Origin of the sequence: Ligilactobacillus sp. 110_WCHN, from assembly GCF_030518115.1 — a bacterium.
GTDB classification, from domain to species: domain Bacteria; phylum Bacillota; class Bacilli; order Lactobacillales; family Lactobacillaceae; genus Ligilactobacillus; species Ligilactobacillus aviarius_C.
Genome location: NZ_JAULLI010000014.1, coordinates 26,716 through 48,718, shown reverse-complemented (window position 1 = coordinate 48,718; position 22,003 = coordinate 26,716). Strand labels below are relative to the sequence as shown.

General features: G+C 42.7%; 20 protein-coding genes. 19 read left to right on the top strand and 1 reads right to left on the bottom strand.

Annotation, left to right across the window (positions count from 1 at the left end):
- Positions 1–57: 57 nt before the first annotated feature.
- On the bottom strand, positions 58–243 hold the full coding sequence (gene rpmB / locus Q3C15_RS06135) for a 50S ribosomal protein L28 (RefSeq protein ID WP_004047397.1): 186 nt from the start codon (positions 241–243) through the stop codon (positions 58–60).
- A gap of 258 nt (positions 244–501) precedes the next feature.
- On the opposite strand from rpmB, the gene Q3C15_RS06130 reads away from it, so the two are divergent.
- The 19 genes from Q3C15_RS06130 to lpdA all read left to right on the top strand — a co-directional run bounded on the left by Q3C15_RS06130 (position 502) and on the right by lpdA (position 21,964).
- Positions 502–864 carry an Asp23/Gls24 family envelope stress response protein gene (locus tag Q3C15_RS06130; protein ID WP_057827926.1) on the top strand — a complete coding sequence of 121 codons (363 nt, stop codon included), beginning with the start codon at positions 502–504 and terminating at the stop codon, positions 862–864.
- A gap of 30 nt (positions 865–894) precedes the next feature.
- Positions 895–2,583 carry a DAK2 domain-containing protein gene (locus Q3C15_RS06125; protein ID WP_283601139.1) on the top strand — a complete coding sequence of 563 codons (1,689 nt, stop codon included), beginning with the start codon at positions 895–897 and terminating at the stop codon, positions 2,581–2,583.
- Between the two features lie 82 nt (positions 2,584–2,665).
- Entirely contained in the window at positions 2,666–4,708 is a 2,043-nt protein-coding gene (recG, locus tag Q3C15_RS06120; RefSeq protein WP_302704655.1) for an ATP-dependent DNA helicase RecG, read from the top strand.
- Positions 4,709–4,727: 19 nt separating this feature from the next.
- The gene (gene plsX / locus Q3C15_RS06115) at positions 4,728–5,738 is read left to right on the top strand and encodes a phosphate acyltransferase PlsX (protein ID WP_302704654.1); all 1,011 of its coding nucleotides are present in this window, start codon (positions 4,728–4,730) and stop codon (positions 5,736–5,738) included.
- A gap of 66 nt (positions 5,739–5,804) precedes the next feature.
- Positions 5,805–6,047 (top strand): acyl carrier protein, encoded by a 243-nt coding sequence (gene acpP, locus Q3C15_RS06110; protein ID WP_057827930.1) that lies wholly within the window; start codon positions 5,805–5,807, stop codon positions 6,045–6,047.
- 263 nt (positions 6,048–6,310) lie between these two features.
- Positions 6,311–7,006, top strand: coding sequence for a ribonuclease III (gene rnc, locus Q3C15_RS06105; protein WP_204779576.1), 696 nt, complete (start codon positions 6,311–6,313; stop codon positions 7,004–7,006).
- A gap of 19 nt (positions 7,007–7,025) precedes the next feature.
- Positions 7,026–10,565 carry a chromosome segregation protein SMC gene (smc, locus tag Q3C15_RS06100; RefSeq protein WP_302704653.1) on the top strand — a complete coding sequence of 1,180 codons (3,540 nt, stop codon included), beginning with the start codon at positions 7,026–7,028 and terminating at the stop codon, positions 10,563–10,565.
- Positions 10,566–10,827: 262 nt separating this feature from the next.
- Positions 10,828–12,273 carry a signal recognition particle-docking protein FtsY gene (gene ftsY / locus Q3C15_RS06095; protein WP_302704656.1) on the top strand — a complete coding sequence of 482 codons (1,446 nt, stop codon included), beginning with the start codon at positions 10,828–10,830 and terminating at the stop codon, positions 12,271–12,273.
- Between the two features lie 10 nt (positions 12,274–12,283).
- The gene (locus tag Q3C15_RS06090) at positions 12,284–12,622 is read left to right on the top strand and encodes a putative DNA-binding protein (protein ID WP_057827933.1); all 339 of its coding nucleotides are present in this window, start codon (positions 12,284–12,286) and stop codon (positions 12,620–12,622) included.
- A 14-nt stretch (positions 12,623–12,636) separates the two neighbouring features.
- Positions 12,637–14,076, top strand: coding sequence for a signal recognition particle protein (ffh, locus tag Q3C15_RS06085; protein WP_204779510.1), 1,440 nt, complete (start codon positions 12,637–12,639; stop codon positions 14,074–14,076).
- 89 nt (positions 14,077–14,165) lie between these two features.
- Positions 14,166–14,441 (top strand): 30S ribosomal protein S16, encoded by a 276-nt coding sequence (gene rpsP / locus Q3C15_RS06080; protein ID WP_057827935.1) that lies wholly within the window; start codon positions 14,166–14,168, stop codon positions 14,439–14,441.
- 15 nt (positions 14,442–14,456) lie between these two features.
- Positions 14,457–14,702 carry a KH domain-containing protein gene (locus tag Q3C15_RS06075; protein ID WP_204779508.1) on the top strand — a complete coding sequence of 82 codons (246 nt, stop codon included), beginning with the start codon at positions 14,457–14,459 and terminating at the stop codon, positions 14,700–14,702.
- A 67-nt stretch (positions 14,703–14,769) separates the two neighbouring features.
- Positions 14,770–15,282: a ribosome maturation factor RimM gene (gene rimM, locus Q3C15_RS06070; RefSeq protein WP_057827937.1), complete on the top strand. Its 513-nt coding sequence runs from the start codon at positions 14,770–14,772 to the stop codon at positions 15,280–15,282.
- A complete protein-coding gene (trmD, locus tag Q3C15_RS06065) occupies positions 15,282–16,013 on the top strand; it encodes a tRNA (guanosine(37)-N1)-methyltransferase TrmD (RefSeq protein WP_283601853.1) in 732 nt (243 codons plus the stop codon). The genes rimM and trmD overlap by 1 nt, the downstream gene beginning before the upstream one ends.
- Positions 16,014–16,119: 106 nt before the next feature.
- A complete protein-coding gene (gene rplS, locus Q3C15_RS06060; RefSeq protein ID WP_057827939.1) occupies positions 16,120–16,476 on the top strand; it encodes a 50S ribosomal protein L19 in 357 nt (118 codons plus the stop codon).
- Positions 16,477–17,167: 691 nt separating this feature from the next.
- The gene (gene pdhA / locus Q3C15_RS06055; protein ID WP_302704652.1) at positions 17,168–18,256 is read left to right on the top strand and encodes a pyruvate dehydrogenase (acetyl-transferring) E1 component subunit alpha; all 1,089 of its coding nucleotides are present in this window, start codon (positions 17,168–17,170) and stop codon (positions 18,254–18,256) included.
- A gap of 1 nt (position 18,257) precedes the next feature.
- Positions 18,258–19,235 carry an alpha-ketoacid dehydrogenase subunit beta gene (locus tag Q3C15_RS06050; protein WP_057827941.1) on the top strand — a complete coding sequence of 326 codons (978 nt, stop codon included), beginning with the start codon at positions 18,258–18,260 and terminating at the stop codon, positions 19,233–19,235.
- Between the two features lie 12 nt (positions 19,236–19,247).
- The gene (locus Q3C15_RS06045; RefSeq protein WP_283601146.1) at positions 19,248–20,558 is read left to right on the top strand and encodes a dihydrolipoamide acetyltransferase family protein; all 1,311 of its coding nucleotides are present in this window, start codon (positions 19,248–19,250) and stop codon (positions 20,556–20,558) included.
- 2 nt (positions 20,559–20,560) lie between these two features.
- Positions 20,561–21,964 (top strand): dihydrolipoyl dehydrogenase, encoded by a 1,404-nt coding sequence (gene lpdA / locus Q3C15_RS06040; RefSeq protein ID WP_302704651.1) that lies wholly within the window; start codon positions 20,561–20,563, stop codon positions 21,962–21,964.
- Positions 21,965–22,003: the final 39 nt, after the last annotated feature.

The window sequence follows — 22,003 nt, the reverse complement described above, 5'->3', positions numbered from 1 at the left end:
AACTTCGTAAAAAAAACAGGATGGACAACATTGTCCATCCTGTTTTTTCGTCTTTAATTAAACACGAGTAACCTTACCTGATTTCAAGGCACGAGCAGAAACCCAAACCTTCTTTGGCTTACCATCAACTAAGATGCGAACCTTTTGCAAGTTTGGCTTCCAGCTACGGTTTGTTTGGTTCAAAGCGTGTGAACGCTTCTTGCCGAAAGTTGTCTTCCGACCGGTTACAAAATCTTTAGCCATTTTGATTTCCCTCCTTTACCTTTACGATCTTAAAAATAAAGATTCTTTATTCACTAGACTAAATTATCATACATAAAGTATGATTGCAAGATTTTTCTGTAAAGTAAATTAACTTGTCAGCTAAAATCGATTTTTGTGCTATGATAATATAGTGCTTATTTAAATATCCTGAATGGTGTTTAATTGGCTTTTTTTTCAAAATTGCGTATGATACAATGGCGATAACGATTATTGTCATAAATAAGGAGGCAAATTCGAATGGCAGTGAAGATTCAAAACCAACTCGGTAAAATTGATATTAGTAACGATGTAATCGCAACTGTTGTCGGTGGAGCTGCAACTGAAATTTTTGGAATTGTCGGCATGGCAAGTAAAAATCAAATTCGGGATAATTTAAACGAAATTTTAAAACGGGATAACTACTCAAAGGGAGTTGTTGTTCGTCAAACAGACGACGGGATCGTAATCGATGTTTATATTATTGTCGGTTACGGAACGAAGATTTCAGAAGTTTGCCGAAATGTTCAAGAAAAAGTTAAGTATAATCTGGACTCAATGCTTGGGGTAACAGCCAAGGCAGTTAACGTGATCGTTCAAGGCGTAAAGGTTATTGAAGATTAACGTTGTGGGTACCAAGGAGGATTTTGAAGGTTGAAAATTTCAAAAATTACTGAAAATGAATTCCGCAAGATGATTGCGGTTAGTTCAAATCGGTTAAATAATAATGCGGAATTTATTAATTCATTAAATGTCTTTCCAGTTCCGGATGGTGACACTGGGACTAACATGAGTCTTTCATTTGCAAGCGGTGCAAAGTACGTTTCAGAATCGACATCATCAAGTGTTGGCGAACTTTCACAAGCCCTTGCAAAGGGATTGCTGATGGGCGCCCGCGGAAATTCAGGCGTTATTCTTTCACAAGTCTTTCGCGGATTCAGCAAGAACGCTGCAGCCAAAACGGAATTGACCCCCGCAGACTTAGCTGATGCTCTTGTTGCGGGAGTTCAAACGGCATATAAAGCCGTTATGAAACCGCAAGAAGGAACGATTTTAACGGTTGCCCGGAAAGCTGCCGAAGCTGCAACGAAGACCGCCAAAACATCGGATGACTGTGTAGAAGTCATGGAAGCGGCCTATGAAGCTGCTGAAGCTGCATTGAAGACGACCCCTGACTTATTACCAGTCTTAAAAGAAGTCGGCGTTGTTGATTCTGGTGGTCAAGGATTGACTTTTGTTTACCAAGGATTCTTTGATGCTTTATCAGGAAACGTCCGGGACGAACAGGAATATCATCCAACTCCGGCTGACATGGATGACATGGTGAGTGCTGAACACCATAAGAGTGTCCAAAGTCAATTGAACACGGAAGATATTCAATACGGTTACTGTACTGAAATTATGGTGAAATTAGGTGCTGGCCGGTTAGTTGATGAAAAGTTCGATTATGATACTTTCCGCGGCTATCTTTCAGAAATTGGAAATTCACTTTTGGTAATTGCGGATGATGAAGTGGTTAAGGTCCACGTGCATACTGAACAACCGGGGAAAGTTCTTTCGTATGGCCAAAAATTTGGTTCATTGATCAAGGTTAAGGTTGATAACATGCGGCTTCAACACGAAACGATCCTTGAACAGGATAAAGAAGCTGAAGAAGAACAACAGGCTGAAATTAATCAAATTGCCGGCGATTATGGCATTATTGCCGTTGCTTCAGGCGATGGCCTTGCCCAATTATTCCACAGCGTTGGGGTGACCCAAATTATTCAAGGCGGGCAAACGATGAATCCAAGTACAAAGGACATTGTGGATGCCATTAATGCGACGGGCAAGGATAAGGTAATCGTTTTACCGAACAACAAGAACATTTTCTTAGCAGCTGAACAAGCAGCCGATGTTGCGGATGCAAACGTGAAGGTTGTTCATACCCGGTCAATTACTCAAGGATTGAGCGCAATGATCAACTTCAATAAAGAAGTTGACATTGATGAAAATGTGGCTGCAATGGAAGAAGCCCTTGATGATGTAATTTCTGGTCAAGTAACGGTTGCGGTCCGCGATACAACAATCGATGGTCAAGAAATCAAGAAAGATAACTATATGGGAATTGTTGATGGCTCGATCAAGGTCACTGATCCGGACCGCAAGAAAGCAACGCTTGAAATGGTGAAAGCAATGCTTGATGATGATAGTGAGGTGATCACGATCATCTACGGTGCAGACGCTGATCAAACCGAAGCCCAAGCAATTGCCGATGAGATCCAATCATGGGATGAAGATTATGAAATCGAAATTCATGAAGGTGATCAACCGGTTTACCCATATTTGATTTCGGTTGAATAATAAAATTTAAAAATTCAAGTGGAGGCTGGACGATTGGACAGCCTCCTTCCATATTCAGGAACGGAAAGGAGGAATCAGCAGAATGGCGCGCAGTTTAAATGATCCGGTGACAATGTTAAAAGGCGTTGGTCCTAAAAAGGCAGTCGCATTGAATAAACTCGGCATTTCAACGATCGATGACCTTCTTACTGATTATCCGTTTCGTTACGATGATTTGGCAGTTAAGGATCTATCTGAAATTAGTGAACAGGAAAAGGTGACCTTAAAGGGAACGGTGGCTTCGGAACCGACTGTGATTCGGTTTGGTCGGCGCCGTAACCGATTGAATTTCCGTTTGTTAGTGGAACATCAAGTGATTATGGTAACTTTTTTCAATCAACCATACTTGAAATCAAAGGTTCAGTTGGGTGCTTCGCTTGCGGTTTATGGCCGGTATAATGCTAAACGACAAAGTTTTACAGGAATGAAGATCATTCCAGTCGGGCAGCAAAATGATTTTAAGGGTGTTTACCGGGCTTCAAAAGAATTGAAAGCCAACCAAGTGCAAAAATTGGTAGAGCTTGCATATGACCAGTATCATGATGTGATTTGCGACCTTGTGCCGCTTTCGTTGCGCAATAAATACCGGTTGGAACCGCGGCAGCAGATCATTCATGATATGCATTTTCCAACCAATAAAAGGCAAGCTGATCTGGCTCGGCGATCCGCGATTTTTGAAGAGTTTTTCCGCTTTCAGGCCGGGTTGCAGATGCTGAAAAAGGAAGATCGCCAAAATCAAGGAATTGCGATCAATTATGATAATCAAAAATTGAAGCATTTTATCGGCCGGTTACCATTTGAGTTAACGAATGCGCAAAAGCGGGTTGTTAATGAAATTTGTCGCAACATGCGTGAACCGTTGAAGATGAATCGCCTGTTACAGGGAGATGTTGGTTCTGGGAAAACAATAGTTGCGGCCATTGCGATGTATGCAGCGGTAACGGCGGGCTTTCAGACAGCATTAATGGCGCCAACTGAAATTTTGGCCCAGCAGCATGCTGAAAAATTAAGTAAGTTATTTGCCCCGCTGGGAATTAACGTCGGTTTAATGACGGGAACAACGGTCAGCAAAGTAACCGCCCGGCGTGAAATGTTGAAACATTTGGCGAATAATGACCTTCAAATTGTGGTTGGAACCCATGCGTTGATTCAGGACGATGTTGTTTTTGAGAATTTAGGGTTAGTGATTACGGACGAACAGCACCGTTTTGGGGTTAATCAACGGAAGAAACTCCGGGAAAAGGGACATAATCCGGATGTATTGGCAATGACGGCGACCCCGATTCCGCGGACGTTGGCGATTACCACGTATGGCGAAATGGACGTTTCAATCATTGATGAATTGCCACAAGGTCGGCAGCCGATCGAAACAACGTGGTTACGGAAAAAGCAAACGAATGAAGCGTTGAAGTTCATGGAACGGCAGCTAAATGATGGCGCCCAAGCATACGTTGTGTCGCCATTAATTGAAGAATCCGAAATGCTGGATCTGCAAAATGCCGAAGAAGTTTACCAAAAACTTCAGGACTATTTCAATGGACGGTTTAAGATTGGACTGTTGCATGGACGCTTGAAACCGGATGAAAAGGAAATGGTCATGCAAAAGTTCAAGGATCATGAATACGATATTCTAGTTTCAACGACCGTCGTTGAAGTCGGGGTTGATGTCCCGAACGCGTCGATCATGATGATCCTTGACGCTGACCGGTTTGGACTGGCACAGTTGCACCAGTTGCGCGGGCGGGTCGGCCGGGGTAAACGGAAATCATATTGTTTTTTGATTGCTGATCCGAATAGTGATTATGGCAAAGAACGAATGAAGACGATGGTTTCAACGACGGACGGGTTCGTAATTGCGCAACGCGACCTTGAACTTCGGGGACCAGGAGACGTTCTTGGAACTGCTCAAGCTGGACTGCCAGAATTTAAAGTCGGCGATCCGGTTGCGGACTTAAAGATTTTGCAGATTGCGCAGGAAGAGGCGCACCGGATAATCAATGAACCGGATTTTGAAACTCGGGAAGAGAACCAAGAGTTGATTCGTTATTTAAATCATCATCGCAACCAAGGTGATAATTTGGATTAGAAGTGGAGGAGATTAGAAGATGAAAATTGCAGTTGATGCGATGGGCGGCGACAACGCCCCGCAAAGTGTTGTTGAAGGGGTCGAAAAAGCTCGCGATGCCTTTGAAGACATGGAATTTGTACTATTTGGAAAGATTGACGAAGTTAAACCGTTAGTGAAGGATCAAACCCGAATCAGTTTTGAACAGGCTGATGAGGTGATCGTGATGAACGATGAACCGGTAAAAGCAATTCGACGCAAGAAACAATCATCATTAGTTTTAGCTGCTAAAGCGGTTAAGGAAGACCGAGCAGATGCGTTGTTTTCATGCGGAAACACCGGAGCTTTGCTTGCTGCCGGTTTGCTTTTAATTGGGCGGATCAAGGGCGTTGAACGGCCAGGTTTGCTTTCAACTTTACCAGTTGTTTCAGCTGCTCAAGGGGGCTTTAACCTGCTTGACAGTGGGGCAAATGCGGATAACAAGCCGGAATACTTGCATCAATTTGCCGTGATGGGAAAGTTCTATGCCCAAACGGTTCGCGGAATTGAAAATCCCCGGATTGGACTTTTGAACAACGGGACCGAGCCCCACAAGGGAAGCAAATTAACGCAAGCCGCATACCAATTGATCAGCGAAGATCCATCATTGAATTTTGTGGGCAATGTTGAATCCCGCGATTTAACGAATGGGGTATGCGATGTTGCGGTTGCGGATGGATTTACCGGCAATGCGGTTCTTAAAGCAATCGAAGGAACGGCTTCGGCGGTAATGCACCTGGTAAAAGACAGTGTAAAGGATGCCAATGTCTTCGGTAAATTGGGCGCAATGATGTTCAAGCCGAACTTAATGAAGATCAAGGACCGGGTCAATCCGTCACGGTATGGCGGTGCGGTTTTGCTGGGAGTCAAGGCTCCCGTTGTTAAGGCCCATGGGTCAAGTGATGCTCAAACGGTTTACTATACAATGAAGCAGATTCGAACAATTTTGAATGAAAACTTATTGAGCAAGTTTGAAACGGCATTTCAAACGCAAGATGAAGAGCAAAATTAATTCTTTCAAAATTGAATTAAAAGTGTTAAATTATATTTCATAAATTAGTAGAAAAGAGGGATGTTCATGAGCGAACAAGAAATTTTTGATAAAATCGCCGGCATTATGGCGGACCACTTTGAAATTGCAAAAGATAAAATTACAAATGAATTAAACTTTAAGAAGGACTTGGATGCTGACTCAATTGACTTTGTTGAATTCATCCTTGACTTGGAAGATGCATTTGGCGCTGAAATTCCTGACGAAGAAGCTGAAAAGCTGAATACCGTCGGCGATGCAGTTCAATACATCAAGGAAAATATGGAATAAATTGCAAGGTGTAACAAAACGTTCAAAACGAGCGTGGTGGAAACAGAAAAGCGAACAAATCGCGTCAGCGTAGATTCGGAGGCTAGCTTCGCGTCGCAGCTCGTTTGTTTTGGAACCCGATTATGCAGATTTAGAAAGGAGGTTGTGATTAGGATCGCAGCCTCTTTTCTTGTATCCGGATGATTGAATTTGAAACGGACATTGATATGGTATAATGTACCATTGGAGTAATTGTCGATAATTAGAAAAGATAAGGAGAAATTATGATAATCGGTTTAGCTCAACATTTAAAAGAAAACTACGGAATTACGATTAAAAACATGGATTATTATGATGCTGCATTTACGCATAAATCATATGTCAATGAACATCCAAAAGAAAAACTTGATTACTATGAACGAACCGAGTTTTTAGGCGATGCAGTAATGCAGCTTTGCGTTTCAGAATACCTTTTTAAGCGATTTCCAGAAATGCCGGAAGGAAAATTATCTCGCTTGCGGGCAGCAATGGTTTGCGAAGACAGTTTTAGTAAATTTGCCAAGGAATGCCACTTTGATGAATTTATTCGACTTGGAAAAGGTGAAGAGAAAAACAATGCACGGCAACGGCCATCACTTCTATGTGATATCTTTGAAGCTTTTATCGGAGCATTGTATCTTGACCAAGGCAAACCAACTGTTGTTAAGTTTATCAGTGAAGTTGTCTTTCCTAAACTTGATATGGGATGGTTCAACACCTTCTTTGATCACAAGACGGCGTTGCAAGAATACTTACAAAAGGACGGCCAATGTGATATTCAATATCAAGAAATTTGGAGTAAGGGACCGGATAACGATCGGACTTACAAGATGAAAGTTTTGTATAACGGCGATGAAATCGGTGAAGGAATTGGCCATACGAAAAAAGCTGCCGAACAAGCAGCAGCTTTTGAAGCGTTAAAAAAATTCCAAGTCAAATAGATGAGATGGAGGAAATGCGTTGAAATTAAAATCATTAACGATCAATGGTTTTAAATCATTTGCAGATAAAACTGAAATTGACTTTCAGCCTGGAATTACGGGAATCGTCGGTCCGAACGGAAGTGGCAAGAGTAACATTATTGAATCGCTCCGGTGGGTTTTAGGGGAACAGTCGGCTAAAAGCCTTCGGGGAAGCAAGATGCCGGACGTCATTTTTGCTGGCTCAGTAACCCGCGCGCCGTTGAACCGGGCGGAAGTTGAAATCGAATTTGATAATTCTGACCGCTTTTTGCCTGACCAGCCAGATGAGTTGCGCATCACCCGACGAATTTATCGCAGCGGCGAAAGTGAATTTCTTTTGAATGGGAAAAAGGTGCGGTTAAAGGATATCGTCAACCTTTTCATGGATACCGGCTTGGGAAAAGAATCGTTTTCGGTTATTTCTCAAGGTAGAGTGGAATCAATTTTTAACAGTAAGCCTGAAGATCGCCGGGTTTTGATCGAAGAAACCGCGGGGGTTTTGAAGTATAAGAAAGAAAAGGAACGGGCCGAAAAGGAATTAAAGGAAACCACGGACCATTTAGACCGCGTTGTTGATATTTTAACGGAATTGAAGCGGCAACGGGAACCCCTTGAAGAACAGGCCAGCATTGCGAAGGATTATGTTGAACAAAAGAAGCAGTTTGATTATTATCACTTAAATGAACTGGTTCTCGAAATTCAACAGGGTCGAAAGCAAAAAGCTGAACTTGATCAGCAATTAAAGCAAGCCAAGGAACTATTAGCCAAGTATAAGCAGGCGGCGCTTGATCAAGAAGAACATACAACCCAGTTGCACGAGCAACAGCAAACAATTGAAAACCAACTGGATCAAGTTCAAACACAATTAGTTATTTTAACTCAGCAACGCGAACGCCTTGCCGGAAAGAAAGATATTTCCGAACAGCAACGGCAATTCCAAATTGAAAAAATCGAAAGTCTGACAAAGCAGATCGATGAAAACCAACATGATTTAGCGAAAATCCAGGAAAAGTTGGCAACGGCTCAAAAGCGGATCGAAGAATTGAAGGGTGAAAAGCACAAACTGCAACATCAAATTAAAAGTTTGAGTGCTGATCAAAAGCTTGCGCCCGAAGAGCTTGAACATGCAATTGCAAAGCTTACTGATCAAATTAATCAGCAAACCCAGCAAAAGATGCAGGCCGAAAATGAAATTCATGTATTAGAGCAAAGCGAAACCCAGCGCCAATCAGAATTGGCGCTGGTTCAAAAGCAATTAGCAACGGCTCAAGCAGAAACGAAGCCGCTTCAAGATCAATTAACGGTGGTCAAGGAACAAACTGCTGAATGCCAAGCGAATCTTGAGAATGCTGAACATCAAGCTGAAGAGTATCGCGAAAAGCGGACAAAGTTAAATGCGCAGATCGACCAACAGCGACAAAGCTGGTATCAAGCAAGTGAAGTCATGCAAAAGGCCCAAGCACGGCTTGAAGCATTGGAAAGTGTTGCTCATAATTACTCTGGTTATTACCAAGGGGTTCGTGAGATTTTGAAACAACGGGACCAATTGCAGGGAATCGTTGGTTCGGTTGCGGAAGCAATCAACGTTGACCAACAATATTCTCAAGCAATCGAAACCACGCTTGGAAGTCAGCTGCAAAACATCATTGTGAAGGACGAAAATGCAGCGAAGGCGGGAATTCGGTTCTTAACCCAGAAACGGTTAGGACGGGCAACATTTTTGCCGCAAACGACGATGCGGGTTCGGTCCATTGATCCGCGACTGCTTCAGCAAGCTCAAAATGATTCCGGAATGATTGGAATTGCAGGTGATTTGGTAACCTTTGATGCTTCCAACCGCAATGTGATTCAGTATTTGCTGGGGACGACTTTGATCGTCAAGGATATTGATGCAGCAACCCGGATTGCGCGGGCAGTCAATCACCGCGTAAAACTGGTCACGTTAAAGGGTGAAGTTGTAAATCCTGGCGGCTCAATGACCGGGGGTGCAAATCGGACTCAACGCAATGGCTTGCTTCAAAAGAAACAGGAAAGCACGGTTTTAAAAGAACAATTAAAGACGATGCAGGTCAAACTTGGCGAGCTTGAAGAACACGGAAAACAGCTTAAACGTCAACTGGCGGATGTGATCACGAAAGACCAACAAAATGCAACGCAGGTCAATGATTTGCATCAGCAATTGACGACAATGCAGAAGAAACTGGCTGCAATTCAACAACAATTTGATGAACAGCACCATCGTCAAGAACAACTGCAACGGCAATTACAGGATTTGGATGGAACAAAAGCCGCTGCCCGTCAAACAGAATTGAAAAGGCAAGTTGAATCATTAACAGCGTCAATTGCAGAATTGCAGACTGAATTGGATGATAAAAAACGGTTCAGTGAGGATGCGCGGTCAACGCAACGGGCAAGTTCAGCGAAGTTAAATGAATTTAAGCAGCAATTAATGCTTGTCAATGAACGGCTGACCAATGCCCAGTTGCAGGCTAATGAATATCAAACGCAAATTAATCAGCTTAACCGGGCACTTGATCAAGGAAAGCAGTCTCTAGAGCGAATTCAAAGCCAGCAATCCTTAAATGATATGCATGGGGATGAATTGGCCAAAAAGCAAGCTGAGATTGAAAAGCAACATGCAGAATACACCGCCAAGGTTAACCAAATGCGGACTCAACGGGATGAGCTGCACGATCAAGTTGCCGATGCGGAAAGCCGCTTACGGCGGGCGAATGAATTGCAGCAGGCATCAAATGACGATCAGCGCAAGGCGAGTTTGCAACTTGGCCGGTTAACGTCGAAACTTGAACAGCACCTTCAAGAATTGACCGATACATATGAAATGACGTTTGAAAAGGCGGCTCAAGAAGCTCAGGAAACTGATTTGAATGAAGTTCAACGCCATTTGAAACTTTTGAAACGGGGCATTGATGAGCTTGGTGAAGTTAACTTAGGTGCTATTGATGAATTTGAACGGGTCAACGAACGGTTTGAATTCTTAAATACGCAGCAAAATGACCTGAACAACGCGAAGGAAACATTGATTCAAAGTATGGATGAAATGGATAATGAGGTTAAGACCCGGTTTAAAGAAACCTTTGATCAGGTAGCAACGGCCTTTGCGTCGTTATTCCCGCAGATCTTTGGTGGCGGAAAAGCGTACTTAACGTTAACTGCCCCAGATGATCTTTTGCATACCGGAATTGAAATTACCGCTCAGCCACCGGGCAAGAAAGCCCAACGACTGAGTTTGCTTTCCGGGGGTGAACGGTCATTGACGGCAATCACCTTGTTGTTTGCGCTTTTGAAGGTTCGCCCAGTTCCGTTTGCGGTGCTTGACGAAGCGGAAGCCGCATTGGATGATGCAAATGTTGCCCGGTACTCGCAATATTTGAAGAACTTTGATGATGAAACGCAATTTATCGTGATTACTCACCGGAAGGGAACAATGATGCAGGCCGATGTTCTTTATGGAGTAACGATGCAGGAATCTGGAGTTTCCAAGATGGTTTCCGTATCGCTTGCGGACGTAATTTAGAAAGGATTGAGACTGAATGGGATTATTTGACAAGTTAAAGAAAGCGTTTGGCTTTACCAGCGATGATGATGAAAAAGTCAAACAGGATGAAAAGGTTGAAAATTCAACCGATCAAGCTGAGGATGAAGATAAAAATCCTCAAGTAGAACAAGCCGAAGAGGCATCTTCAGCAAATGAAACTGAAAATGAGGCTCACCCTGAAACAAAAGATCAGTCATCGAAAACGGCTGAAGAAAATCAAGCTGCTGATGAAAAACAATCAATTTCAGATGATGAAACTGCCGAAGTTGGGGAATCACCGGTTGATGAAAATGCATCAATTGAAACTGTTGAAGAAGAAAAGGAACAGTCAGTTGTTGAAAAGCAACCAGTAACAACTTCGATCGAAGATGAAAAGGTAGCGCAAGATACCGAACTTGACAAAAATCAACTGGCAGCCGATTCTAAAACAGAAACAGAAACAGAAACAGAAACAGAAACAGAAACAGAAACAGAAACAGAAACAGAAACAGAAACAGAAACAGAAACAGAAACAGAAACAGAAACAGCGGGGAATGACGGCTGGGAAATGACCACGCAAAATGCAGATCAGGCCGCTGAAACAGAAAGAGAGGACGCTGCTGAACAATCAGTCTCGGTTGAACCTGAAGAATCACTGGCAGAAACTACTGAGAAGACAGCCGAAGAAGAAACAGAAGCGGCTGAAGATGTTGCTGAGCATGAGGAAGAAGCTGAACAAGTTGAAAAGCAGGCGCAAACGAAATCCGAAGCCAGCCGCTACACCCACGGTTTGAAGAAGACCCGGACAGGCTTCAAGGGACGCATTAATGCATTGTTAGCTAACTTCCGTCACGTTGATGAAGATTTCTTTGAAGATCTCGAAGAAATGCTGATCGGATCTGATGTTGGTTTCGAAGCCGCAATGAAGATCAGTGATGAATTGCGGGATGAAGTTAAGTTCCAAAACGCGAAGAGCAAGGCAGAGGTTTCAGAAGTCATTGTTGAAAAACTGGTTGACTTGTATGAAGAAGCTGGCAAGGATCAGGATGAAGAATTGCATTTTGCTGAAGAAGGGCCAACTGTCTTCCTCTTTGTCGGGGTCAATGGAGTTGGTAAAACAACCACGATCGGCAAACTTGCTAAACGTTATAAAGATGAGGGCAAAAAAGTCATGGTTGTTGCCGGGGATACGTTCCGGGCCGGAGCAATTCAACAATTAGATGAGTGGGCTCAACGCGTGGGCGTGACGATTGTTAAGAAGCCTGAAAAGAGCGACCCGGCTTCCGTTGTTTATGATGCGGTTACGAAGGCAAAGAAAGAAAATTATGATATCTTGCTTGTCGATACCGCCGGCCGGTTGCAAAACAAGGTCAACTTGATGAATGAGCTTGAAAAGATTCAACGGGTAATTACTCGCGAAATTCCAGAAGCTCCGCATGAAGTTTTACTGGCACTTGATGCAACGACGGGTCAAAATGCATTATCCCAAGCAAAGCAATTTAAGGATGCAACCAATGTAACGGGAATTATTTTGACCAAGTTGGATGGAACGGCGCGAGGCGGAATTGTGCTGGCAATTCGGAACGAACTGCACATTCCCGTTAAACTTGTCGGTCTTGGTGAACAAGTTGATGACTTGCGCGACTTTAATACCGAAGACTTTGCATACGGATTATTTAAGGGATTGATTACTCCCCGCGAAGACTAGGGTGATTTAAATGGAAATTGCAAAAACAAATCGAATCAATGCGTTATTCGAATTTTATGAGCCGCTGTTGACCAAAAAACAGATGGAATATTTGGCCCAGTATTACCGGGATGATTTTTCGCTTGGCGAGATTGCGGAAAATTATAATGTGTCGCGGCAGGCAGTTTATGATAATATAAAACGGACAGAGAAAATCCTTGAAGAATACGAATCAAAGTTGCATTTGTATGCTGATTTTCTGAAAAATGCGGCTCATTTAGATGCGTTGATCGATTACATTCAGCAACGTTATCCGCATGATGAGCGGTTACTTGAACTTGCAGAAAAATTGGAAAGTATTGAAGAATAGGTTGGTGAAATCAAATGGCCTTTGAAGGGTTAACAGAAAGAATTCAAAATGCAATTCATAGTTTACAACGCAAAGGGAAGATCACGGAAAATGATGTTAAGGAGTCAATGCGTGAGATCCGACTGGCATTGCTGGAAGCCGACGTAAACTATGGTGTTGTAAAGGACTTTATCAAGACAGTCCGTGAACGGGCAGTCGGGGCTGAAGTTCTTGAAAGTTTAACACCGGCACAACAAATTGTTAAGATCGTTAACGAAGAATTAGTTAAAGTGATGGGTGAAAAAGCAGTCCCATTAAATAAATCGGCGAAGATTCCAACCGTCATCATGATGGTTGGGCTTCAAGGGGCCGGAAAAACAACTACGGCGGGGAAATTAGCCTTAAAGTTAAAAAATGAACAAAAGGCCCGCCCGTTAATGATTGCAGCCGACGTATACCGTCCTGCTGCCGTTGATCAGTTAAAGATCTTAGGTGAACAAATTGACGTTCCGGTCTTTGAAATGGGAACGGACGTTGATCCGGTCGAAATCGTTCGCCAAGGGATGGCTAAAGCCCAAGAACAAAAGAACGACTATGTTTTGATTGATACGGCCGGCCGGTTACAGATCGATGAAAAATTAATGGATGAATTGGCTCAAATCAAGGAACTTACTCATCCAGATGAAATTCTTTTGACCGTTGATGCCATGACTGGTCAAAATGCCGTTGAAGTTGCAAAAGGATTTAACGATCAACTTGACGTAACTGGGGTTGTTTTGACGAAGTTAGATGGGGATACCCGTGGTGGGGCTGCCCTTTCAATTCGTGCAGTGACTGGCAAACCGATCAAATTTATCGGTCAAGGTGAAAAGTTAACGGACTTAGATGTCTTCTACCCAGATCGGATGGCTTCCCGAATCCTTGGGATGGGGGATATGCTGACCTTAATTGAAAAGGCTCAACAAGATTACGATGAACAAAAAGCCGTTGAACTTCAAGAAAAAATGAAGGCCAACTCGTTTGACTTTAACGATTTTCTTGAACAATTAGCTCAAGTTCAAAAGATGGGGCCGATGGAAGATTTGATCAAGATGATTCCAGGAATGGCCAACAACCCAGCATTGAAGAACGTGCAAGTTGATCCGCGGGATATTGAACGGACAAAGGCGATCGTTTATTCAATGACGCCGGAAGAACGGGAAAATCCAGATATTTTGAACCCAAGTCGGCGCCGCCGGATTTCAGCCGGATGCGGGGTCAAGATTCAAGACGTTAACCGGATGATCAAGCAATTTAAGCAAATGCGTGACATGATGGGCAAAGTTTCAAACGGCGACTTTTCTGGCATGGAAGGCCTCTTTGGCAACGGCATGGGCGGTAAGTTAGCTAAGATGTCAATGTCGAAGATGGTTCGGAAGAATAAAAAGAAAAAGCTCCGGAAGCTTCAAAAAGCCCGCAGAAGACGGAAACGATAAAAAATATTAACTGTCAAGAAATTTTCCTTTACAGCTAATTCAAAACTTGGTATATTATTAATGTTGATAGATTAATAGGAGGTGCAAACATGTCAGTAAAAATTCGTTTAAAGCGTATGGGTTCAAAGAAGCGTCCATTCTACCGGATCGTTGTTGCTGACTCACGTTCACCACGTGATGGTCGTTTCATCGCCAATGTTGGAACATACAACCCATTAACAAACCCAGAAACGGTTACCCTTAAGGAAGAAGAAATTATGAAGTGGTTAAACAATGGTGCTCAACCATCAGACACAGTTCGTAACATTCTTTCACGTCAAGGCGTAATGAAGAAGTTCCACGAAGCAAAATACTCAAAGAAATAAGCAGGGTAAAGTTCAATGACAAAAGAAACGGTTAAGCAATTGTTATTAACGATTGTCAAAGCGTTGGTTATGACCCCTGATGAAGTTTCAATTGAAGTGGCAAATGACGATCAGTTTGTGAACTTTAATTTGAAAGTGGCTTCGCAGGACGTCGGCCGGGTTATTGGAAAAAATGGAACGGTCGTTCAAGCAATTCGGTCATTGATCTATGGAATTCGCATTGACGATGATCGTCGGATTAAATTGAACGTTATTGACTGACTATTTAACGAACCTCCAATAAAGCAGAGATGTTTTGTGGAGGTTTTTTTATTAGAAAGGGATAAGCATGAATTATTACCAAATTGGAAAAATTGTTAATACTCATGGAATTAAAGGCGAAGTTCGCGTTCAGGCAATTACGGACTTTCCTGAAAAACGGTTTGCACCGGGAGCAACGGTTTATGCTTTTCAAAAGGGAAAGGATCCAGTCGCATTAACGGTTAAAAGTCACCGCAAGCACAAACAATTTGATTTGTTAAGCTTTGAAGGAATGGAAGACATTAATTTGGTTGAACCGTTAAAGCAGGCGGATTTAAAAATTGCTGAAGACCAGCAAGATGATTTGGCAGATGGTGAATACTATTACCATCAGATTGTGGGATTAAACGTTGTTGATTTGGACGGAAATTCGATCGGCAAGATCAAGGAAATTATGGAATCGGGTGCCAATGATGTCTGGGTAATTCAACGCGCAGGCAAGAAAGATTTGCTGATTCCAGCAATTAAGGACGTTGTAAAGGACGTTCAGATTGAAAACCAGCAAGTGATTATTGATATGTTAGATGGGTTGGATGACTAATGCAAATTGATATTTTAAGCCTTTTTCCCGAAATGTTCGATGGCCCGATGAATTCCTCAATGATCGGTAAAGCTCAGGAAAACGGAATTTTAAACATTGATGTCACGGATTTTCGGGATTACACGACCAATAAGCAGCACCACGTGGATGATACGCCGTATGGTGGCGGTGCTGGAATGCTATTGCAGGCCCAACCGATTTTTGATGCGCTTGATGCGGTTCAGGAAAAACATCCGGAACCGGGGAAAGTGATTTTGCTTGATCCGGCTGGACGGCAATTCAATCAAAAAGTTGCGGAAGAGTTGGCCCAAGAAAAACATTTAACCTTTATTTGCGGTCACTACGAAGGGTATGATGAACGAATTCGGACCCGGGTAACGGATGAAATCTCGCTGGGAGATTATGTGTTGACCGGGGGCGAATTAGCAACGATGGTCATCATTGATGCAACGGTGCGGTTATTACCAAACGTTCTTGGAAATGATGAGTCAGCGGTTGGTGATTCATTTTCAACCGGATTGCTTGAATATCCGCAATATACGCGGCCTGCTGATTTTCGCGGAATGAAGGTTCCTGAAGTTTTAACGAGCGGTAATCACCAAAAGATTGCTGAGTGGCGCCGGAAAGAATCATTACGGCGGACATTTGAACGGCGACCAGATCTGCTTCAAGATTTTCCGCTGACAGATCAAGATCGAAAGTGGCTGCGAGAATTTAAAACTCAAAAATAGCTTTACAAACTAATAGCAGATATGATAATATTTTACTTGGCTTAGTTGCCATATTAACGGTATTCCGCTGCAACTGGACATGAATATCGGGGAAAGGAAGAAAAACATGTCAGTAAATCCATTGATCAAGAAAATCACTGAATCACAATTACGTGATGATATTCCAGATTTCCGTGCTGGGGATACAGTACGGGTTCACGCACGGATCGTTGAAGGTAAGCGTGAACGTATTCAAATCTTTGAAGGTGTTGTTATCAAACGTCGCGGCGAAGGCGTTTCAGAAACTTACACTGTTCGTAAGATCAGTAACGGTGTAGGGGTTGAACGGACTTTCCCAGTTCACACACCTCGGGTTGAAAAGATTGAAGTTGTACGTCAAGGACGCGTTCGTCGTGCTAAGTTGTACTACTTACGTGATCGTCAAGGTAAGGCTGCACGTATTCCAGAACGTCGTCGTAAATAATAAAAGAACAGTTGTGTTATGACACAGCTGTTTTTTTTGTATTTTGAATATAAATTGTGTACAACATTTATTTTCATTCAGGAATGAAAATCCATGATTGAGGAAACTTTAGTCCGCTATTTCTGTCACGGAGTAGTATAAACTTGTAAGTGTTAGAGAGAAAAGGACTAAGTGTTAAAAATTAGTTTTCGTTAGGGATAAGGCTTTGGGGAAAGTCTTATTTTTTTATTACCAAATTGAATAAATTAAAAATGAAGAGGTTGTGGCATAACATAGGCCACAACCTCTTTTAATCTCTAATTAATTATTTTGTTTCAACCTTACTTTTTGTGCCATCATTTGATGCTGAAGTAGGTTTAGGTAGGTTTTTTTTTATAAACAAAAAGAGGGGCTTAATTAGTTCCTCAAATCTTGTATCTATGTTGTACCCATTTTGTACATATCTAGAATTGAATATTAAAGTACTAAATTATTCTAATATAATTTATGATGCTTTTTTCTAAAAATGATAAAAGAATAATATTAGTACGAATGAAATCCTTTCCAAATTAATTTATCATTAAAAACTTCCGGAGTAGTCAAATCATAAGCAAAATCCCGCATACCATATCAATTAACAATCAATGACAAATTAAGTAGAATAAAGAGTGTAAGCGATATATCGAAGCAGTCTCAGAAGGAGGGGACATTGATGACGAAAATTGATTTTAATAATTATATGAATCAACCGAATATGAAACCAATTCAAGTAATGAATGAAAAAGGTGAAATTGTAAATCAGGATCTATTTCCAGGTTTAACGGATGACCAATTAGTTGATCTGTTTAAAAAAATGTTATGGGAACGGATTTTAAATGAACGGTCAACGAAATTAAACCGTCAAGGACGTTTAGGATTCTATGCTCCAACAGCAGGTGAAGAAGCCAGTGAAATGGGATCAAGTTACGCAATGGAAAAGGAAGATTTCCTTTTACCAGCTTATCGGGATATTCCACAGTTAATTCAACATGGATTTCCATTAGACCGTGCATTCTTATGGTCAATTGGACACTATATGGGCGGTCAAATTCCAGATGATGTCCACGCAACGACGCCGCAAATCGTTGTTGCATCCGCAACCGTTCAAACAGCCGGCGTTGCATTGGGTTTGAAGAAGAAGAAATCATCAACCGTTGCATATACATACACGGGTGATGGCGGAACATCTGAGGGTGATTTCTATGAAGGAATCAACTTTGCGGGTGAATTTAAAGTTCCAGCGTTGTTCTTTGTTCAAAATAATGGCTATGCAATTTCAGTTCCACGGCGCAAGCAAACCGCAGCCCAAACGTTAGCCCAAAAAGGCGTTGCTGTTGGAATTCCTGGGATTCAAGTCGACGGAATGGATGCCTTAGCCGTTTACACGGTTGCCAAGGCAGCCCGTGAATGGGCAGTTGCCGGAAATGGGCCGGTTTTAATTGAAACGTTAACTTACCGGTATGGCCCGCACACATTATCAGGTGATGATCCAAAACGTTACCGGACAGCTGACGAAGAAGAGGAATGGCGGAAGAAAGATCCGTTGATTCGGTTCAGAACATACTTGGATCACAAAGGCTTATGGAATGAAGACATGGAAAAGAATTGGGAAGAAGCGGTCAATAAGGAAATCGATGCTGCAATGGAAAAGGCTGAAAATGCCCCGCAACAAAAAGTTAGTGATTTCTATAAATTAAGCTACTCAGAAATTCCAGAATCAATTCAAGCAAAGATTGATGAATGTGAAAAGGAGGGAAAGTAACATGGCACAATTAACAATGATCAAGGCGATCAACCAAGCGCTTGACCAAGAATTGAAACGTGACCCGAAAGTGCTAGTTTTCGGTGAGGATGTTGGAAAAAACGGCGGTGTTTTCCGGGCAACGGATGGTTTACAAGCTGATGTCGGTGAAGATCAAGTTTTTGACACTCCGTTAGCTGAATCCGGAATTGCCGGGTTAGCTGCCGGGCTTGCATATGAAGGCTTCCGGCCAGTGCCAGAAATCCAATTCTTTGGTTTCTTATATGAAGCAATGGACGAAATTGTCGGCCAAATTGCCCGTGAATACTACCGGACTGGCGGAACAAAGAAAATGCCGATCACGATTCGGTCAGCATTCGGTGGCGGGGTGCATACTCCTGAAATGCACTCTGACAGTCTTGAAGGAATCGTTGGTCAAGTTCCAGGATTACGGGTCGTAATTCCGGGCTCACCGTATGACGCAAAGGGATTATTAATTTCTTCAATTCGGTCTGATGATCCGGTTGTCTTCTTGGAACACATGAAGCTTTACCGTTCAATGCGGGAAGAAGTTCCGGAACAGGAATACACTTTGCCATTGGATAAGGCTGACATTAAGCGTGAAGGAACGGATATCACGTTGATTTCATACGGGTACATGGTTCAAGAATGCTTGAAGGCCGCTGATGAACTTGATAAAGAAGGCATCAATGCAGAAGTCGTTGATTTACGAACCGTTTCACCGTTAGATGAAAAGACGATTCTTGAAAGTGTAAAAAAGACAGGGAAAGTTGCTATCGTTCAAGAAGCCCAAAATATGGCCGGCGTTGGTAATCAAGTCGCATCATTGATTGCTGAAAAGGCAATTTTAAGCTTGGATGCTCCGGTTGCACGGGTCAGTGCGCCTGATACGGTTTACGCATTTAGTGAAGCCGAAGAACGCTGGCTGCCAACGAAGGACGACATTGTAGCGAAAGCCAAGGAAATTGTTAATTTTTAGGAGGAAAAATTAATGGGTGTTTATGCATTTAAACTTCCCGATGTCGGTGAAGGAATGGCCGAAGGAACAATTGGGAAATGGTATGTTCATGAAGGCGATTCAATCAAAAAGGATGCTGACTTAGTCCAAATTGAAAATGATAAGTCAGTTGAAGATCTAACTTCACCAGTCACGGGGAAAATTAAAAAGATCATTGTTCAAGAAGGCGATACCGCCAACGTTGGCGATCCATTAATCGAAATCGAGACTGCAGGTGACGTTCCGGAAGATGCCCAACCAGCACCAACGGATTCAAAAGCTGAATCCAAACCAGCGAAGGCTGCATCAACGTCGACTTCACAATCAAGTTCACAATCAGCACAAGCTCCACGGCAAATGACCCCGCAAGATCACAGTTTGCCAGTGTTGGCAATGCCATCAGTCCGGGCATATGCACGTGAAAAGCAGGTTGATTTAACGCAGATCAAGGGAACCGGAAATCACGGTCAAATTCTGAAGGCCGATGTTGATCTCTTCTTGAGTAATCAAAACGGAACGGCATCAAAGATCGTTCCGCAACAAGATTTACGCGAAAATCAATCAATTTCATCAAGTTCAAGTCAGTCGGTATCCGGTGGCGAACGACGGGAAAAGATGAGTTCCGTTCGGTTGGCAACGGCCAAGTCAGTCAGTCGTTCGGTTCAAGAAATTCCGCACGTTACGTTATTTGATGAAGTCGTGGTGGATCAGTTATGGAATCACCGAAACAAATTCAAGAAGATGGCGGCTGATAAGGGAATCCATTTAACGTTTATGCCGTATGTTGTGAAAGCATTGGCAGTGGTTGCCAAAGAATTCCCGATTTTCAACGCATCGCTTGATATGGATCAACACGAGATTGTATATAAAAACGACATTAACGTGGGAATTGCAACTGATACGGAACGCGGATTATTCATGCCGAATATTAAAAACGCCGATCGGTTAAGCATGTTTGAAATTGCTAAACAGATTGAAGATCACACGCAAAAGATTGCAGATGGTAGTCTTGATCCGGCAACGGCTCAAAACGGCACGATTGCGATCACGAATATCGGCTCGATCGGTGGCGGATACTTTACCCCAATTATCAATTACCCGGAAGTTGCGATTTTAGGAATTGGCCGCATTACTGATCAACCGATCATTGATCCAAAAGATCATGAAAGTGTCACGGTTGGAAAAGTCTTGAAGTTATCACTTTCAGTTGATCATCGGGCAATTGATGGGGCAACTGCTCAAAAAGCCCTTAACCGGTTGAAGGAACTTTTAGGTAATCCAGAACTCTTATTAATGGAGGGATAGTAATGGTTGTTGGTGATTTTGCAATTGATTTAGATACGGTTGTCATCGGCAGCGGCCCCGGCGGCTATGTTGCTGCGATTCGGGCGGCTGAATTAGGACAAAAGGTAACGGTCATTGAACGTGAATTTATTGGAGGAGTCTGCCTTAACATTGGCTGTATTCCATCAAAAGCACTTGTTGAAGCGGCTCATCATTATCAAAGTGCGATGAATTCACAAAAAATGGGATTGCAAGTAACGGCTGCCCAACTTGACTTTCAACAAACTCAAATTTGGAAACAAAGTGTAGTTGATAAGTTAACGGGCGGTGTTGCCAGCCTGTTTAAGAAACATCACATTGACGTGATCTGGGGCAGTGCTTATGTTAAAGATGACCACACTTTACGGGTTATTAAGGATGATCAGGCTCAAACGTATACGTTTAAGAACTTGATTATCGCAACCGGAAGCCACCCAATCGAAATTCCCAACTTCAAGTATGAAGGCCGCGTAATTGATTCGACTGGCGCCCTTGATTTGAAGAAAGTTCCGAAACACTTGATCGTTGTCGGTGGCGGTTATATTGGTTGTGAATTGGCATCTGTTTATGCAAACCTTGGCGCGCACGTTTCAATTATCGAAGGAACGGGCCAGATCCTTTCAAACTATGAAGCCGACATGGTTCGTGTCATTCAAAAACATTTCAGTTCACAAGGCGTTGACATTTATACGAATGCAATGGCCAAAAAGGCTGAACAGGACGATCAAAGCGTCAAGGTAACCTTTGAAGTTGACGGTGAAGAAAAGCAGTTAGTTGCAGATTATTGCTTAGTTTCAGTTGGTCGGCGTCCAAATACGAAGGGCATCGGCTTGCAACATGCAGGAATCCAACTTGATTCACATGGCTTGATCAAGGTTGATAACCAAGGTCGGACCACGATTCCAAACATTTATGCGATCGGGGATGTTGTGCCAGGCTTTTCACTTGCTCATAAAGCCGAATATGAAGGTAAAGTTGCTGCTGAAGCCATCGCTGGAGAAAAGGCAACCGTTGATTATCATGCAATGCCAGCGGTCTGCTACACCGATATTCCGTTAGCAACGACTGGTTTAACAGCTAAAGAAGCTGCGCAACAAGGATTAGCGGTTAAGACGGCTCAATTCCCATTCCTTGCAAACGGACGGGCAATTTCAATGAATGTAACTGACGGCTTTGTCCGGTTAGTATATACAAAAGATGAAGGAATTTTAGTCGGTGCTCAAATTGTCGGCGGAAATGCTGCGGATATGATCAGTGAATTAACATTGGCGATCGAATCGGGCAACACCGTTGACGACTTAGCATTGACGATTCACCCGCACCCAACGCTGACGGAGGCGGTTTGGGATGCTGCCGATATCGCAATTGGATATCCAACAAATATTTAACAATTTTATTTAAGAGGCTGAGACAATCATCGTCGCAAC

Coding starts and splice junctions, on each gene's coding strand:
- Q3C15_RS06090 (WP_057827933.1), top strand. CDS start 12,284: ATGGAAATTGCAAAAACAAATCGAATCAATGCGTTATTCGAATTTTAT.
- recG (WP_302704655.1), top strand. CDS start 2,666: ATGGCGCGCAGTTTAAATGATCCGGTGACAATGTTAAAAGGCGTTGGT.
- Q3C15_RS06130 (WP_057827926.1), top strand. CDS start 502: ATGGCAGTGAAGATTCAAAACCAACTCGGTAAAATTGATATTAGTAAC.
- rpmB (WP_004047397.1), bottom strand. CDS start 243: ATGGCTAAAGATTTTGTAACCGGTCGGAAGACAACTTTCGGCAAGAAG.
- rpsP (WP_057827935.1), top strand. CDS start 14,166: ATGTCAGTAAAAATTCGTTTAAAGCGTATGGGTTCAAAGAAGCGTCCA.
- rnc (WP_204779576.1), top strand. CDS start 6,311: ATGATAATCGGTTTAGCTCAACATTTAAAAGAAAACTACGGAATTACG.
- rimM (WP_057827937.1), top strand. CDS start 14,770: ATGAATTATTACCAAATTGGAAAAATTGTTAATACTCATGGAATTAAA.
- acpP (WP_057827930.1), top strand. CDS start 5,805: ATGAGCGAACAAGAAATTTTTGATAAAATCGCCGGCATTATGGCGGAC.
- lpdA (WP_302704651.1), top strand. CDS start 20,561: ATGGTTGTTGGTGATTTTGCAATTGATTTAGATACGGTTGTCATCGGC.
- rplS (WP_057827939.1), top strand. CDS start 16,120: ATGTCAGTAAATCCATTGATCAAGAAAATCACTGAATCACAATTACGT.
- Q3C15_RS06045 (WP_283601146.1), top strand. CDS start 19,248: ATGGGTGTTTATGCATTTAAACTTCCCGATGTCGGTGAAGGAATGGCC.
- Q3C15_RS06050 (WP_057827941.1), top strand. CDS start 18,258: ATGGCACAATTAACAATGATCAAGGCGATCAACCAAGCGCTTGACCAA.
- plsX (WP_302704654.1), top strand. CDS start 4,728: ATGAAAATTGCAGTTGATGCGATGGGCGGCGACAACGCCCCGCAAAGT.
- trmD (WP_283601853.1), top strand. CDS start 15,282: ATGCAAATTGATATTTTAAGCCTTTTTCCCGAAATGTTCGATGGCCCG.
- pdhA (WP_302704652.1), top strand. CDS start 17,168: ATGACGAAAATTGATTTTAATAATTATATGAATCAACCGAATATGAAA.
- ffh (WP_204779510.1), top strand. CDS start 12,637: ATGGCCTTTGAAGGGTTAACAGAAAGAATTCAAAATGCAATTCATAGT.
- Q3C15_RS06075 (WP_204779508.1), top strand. CDS start 14,457: ATGACAAAAGAAACGGTTAAGCAATTGTTATTAACGATTGTCAAAGCG.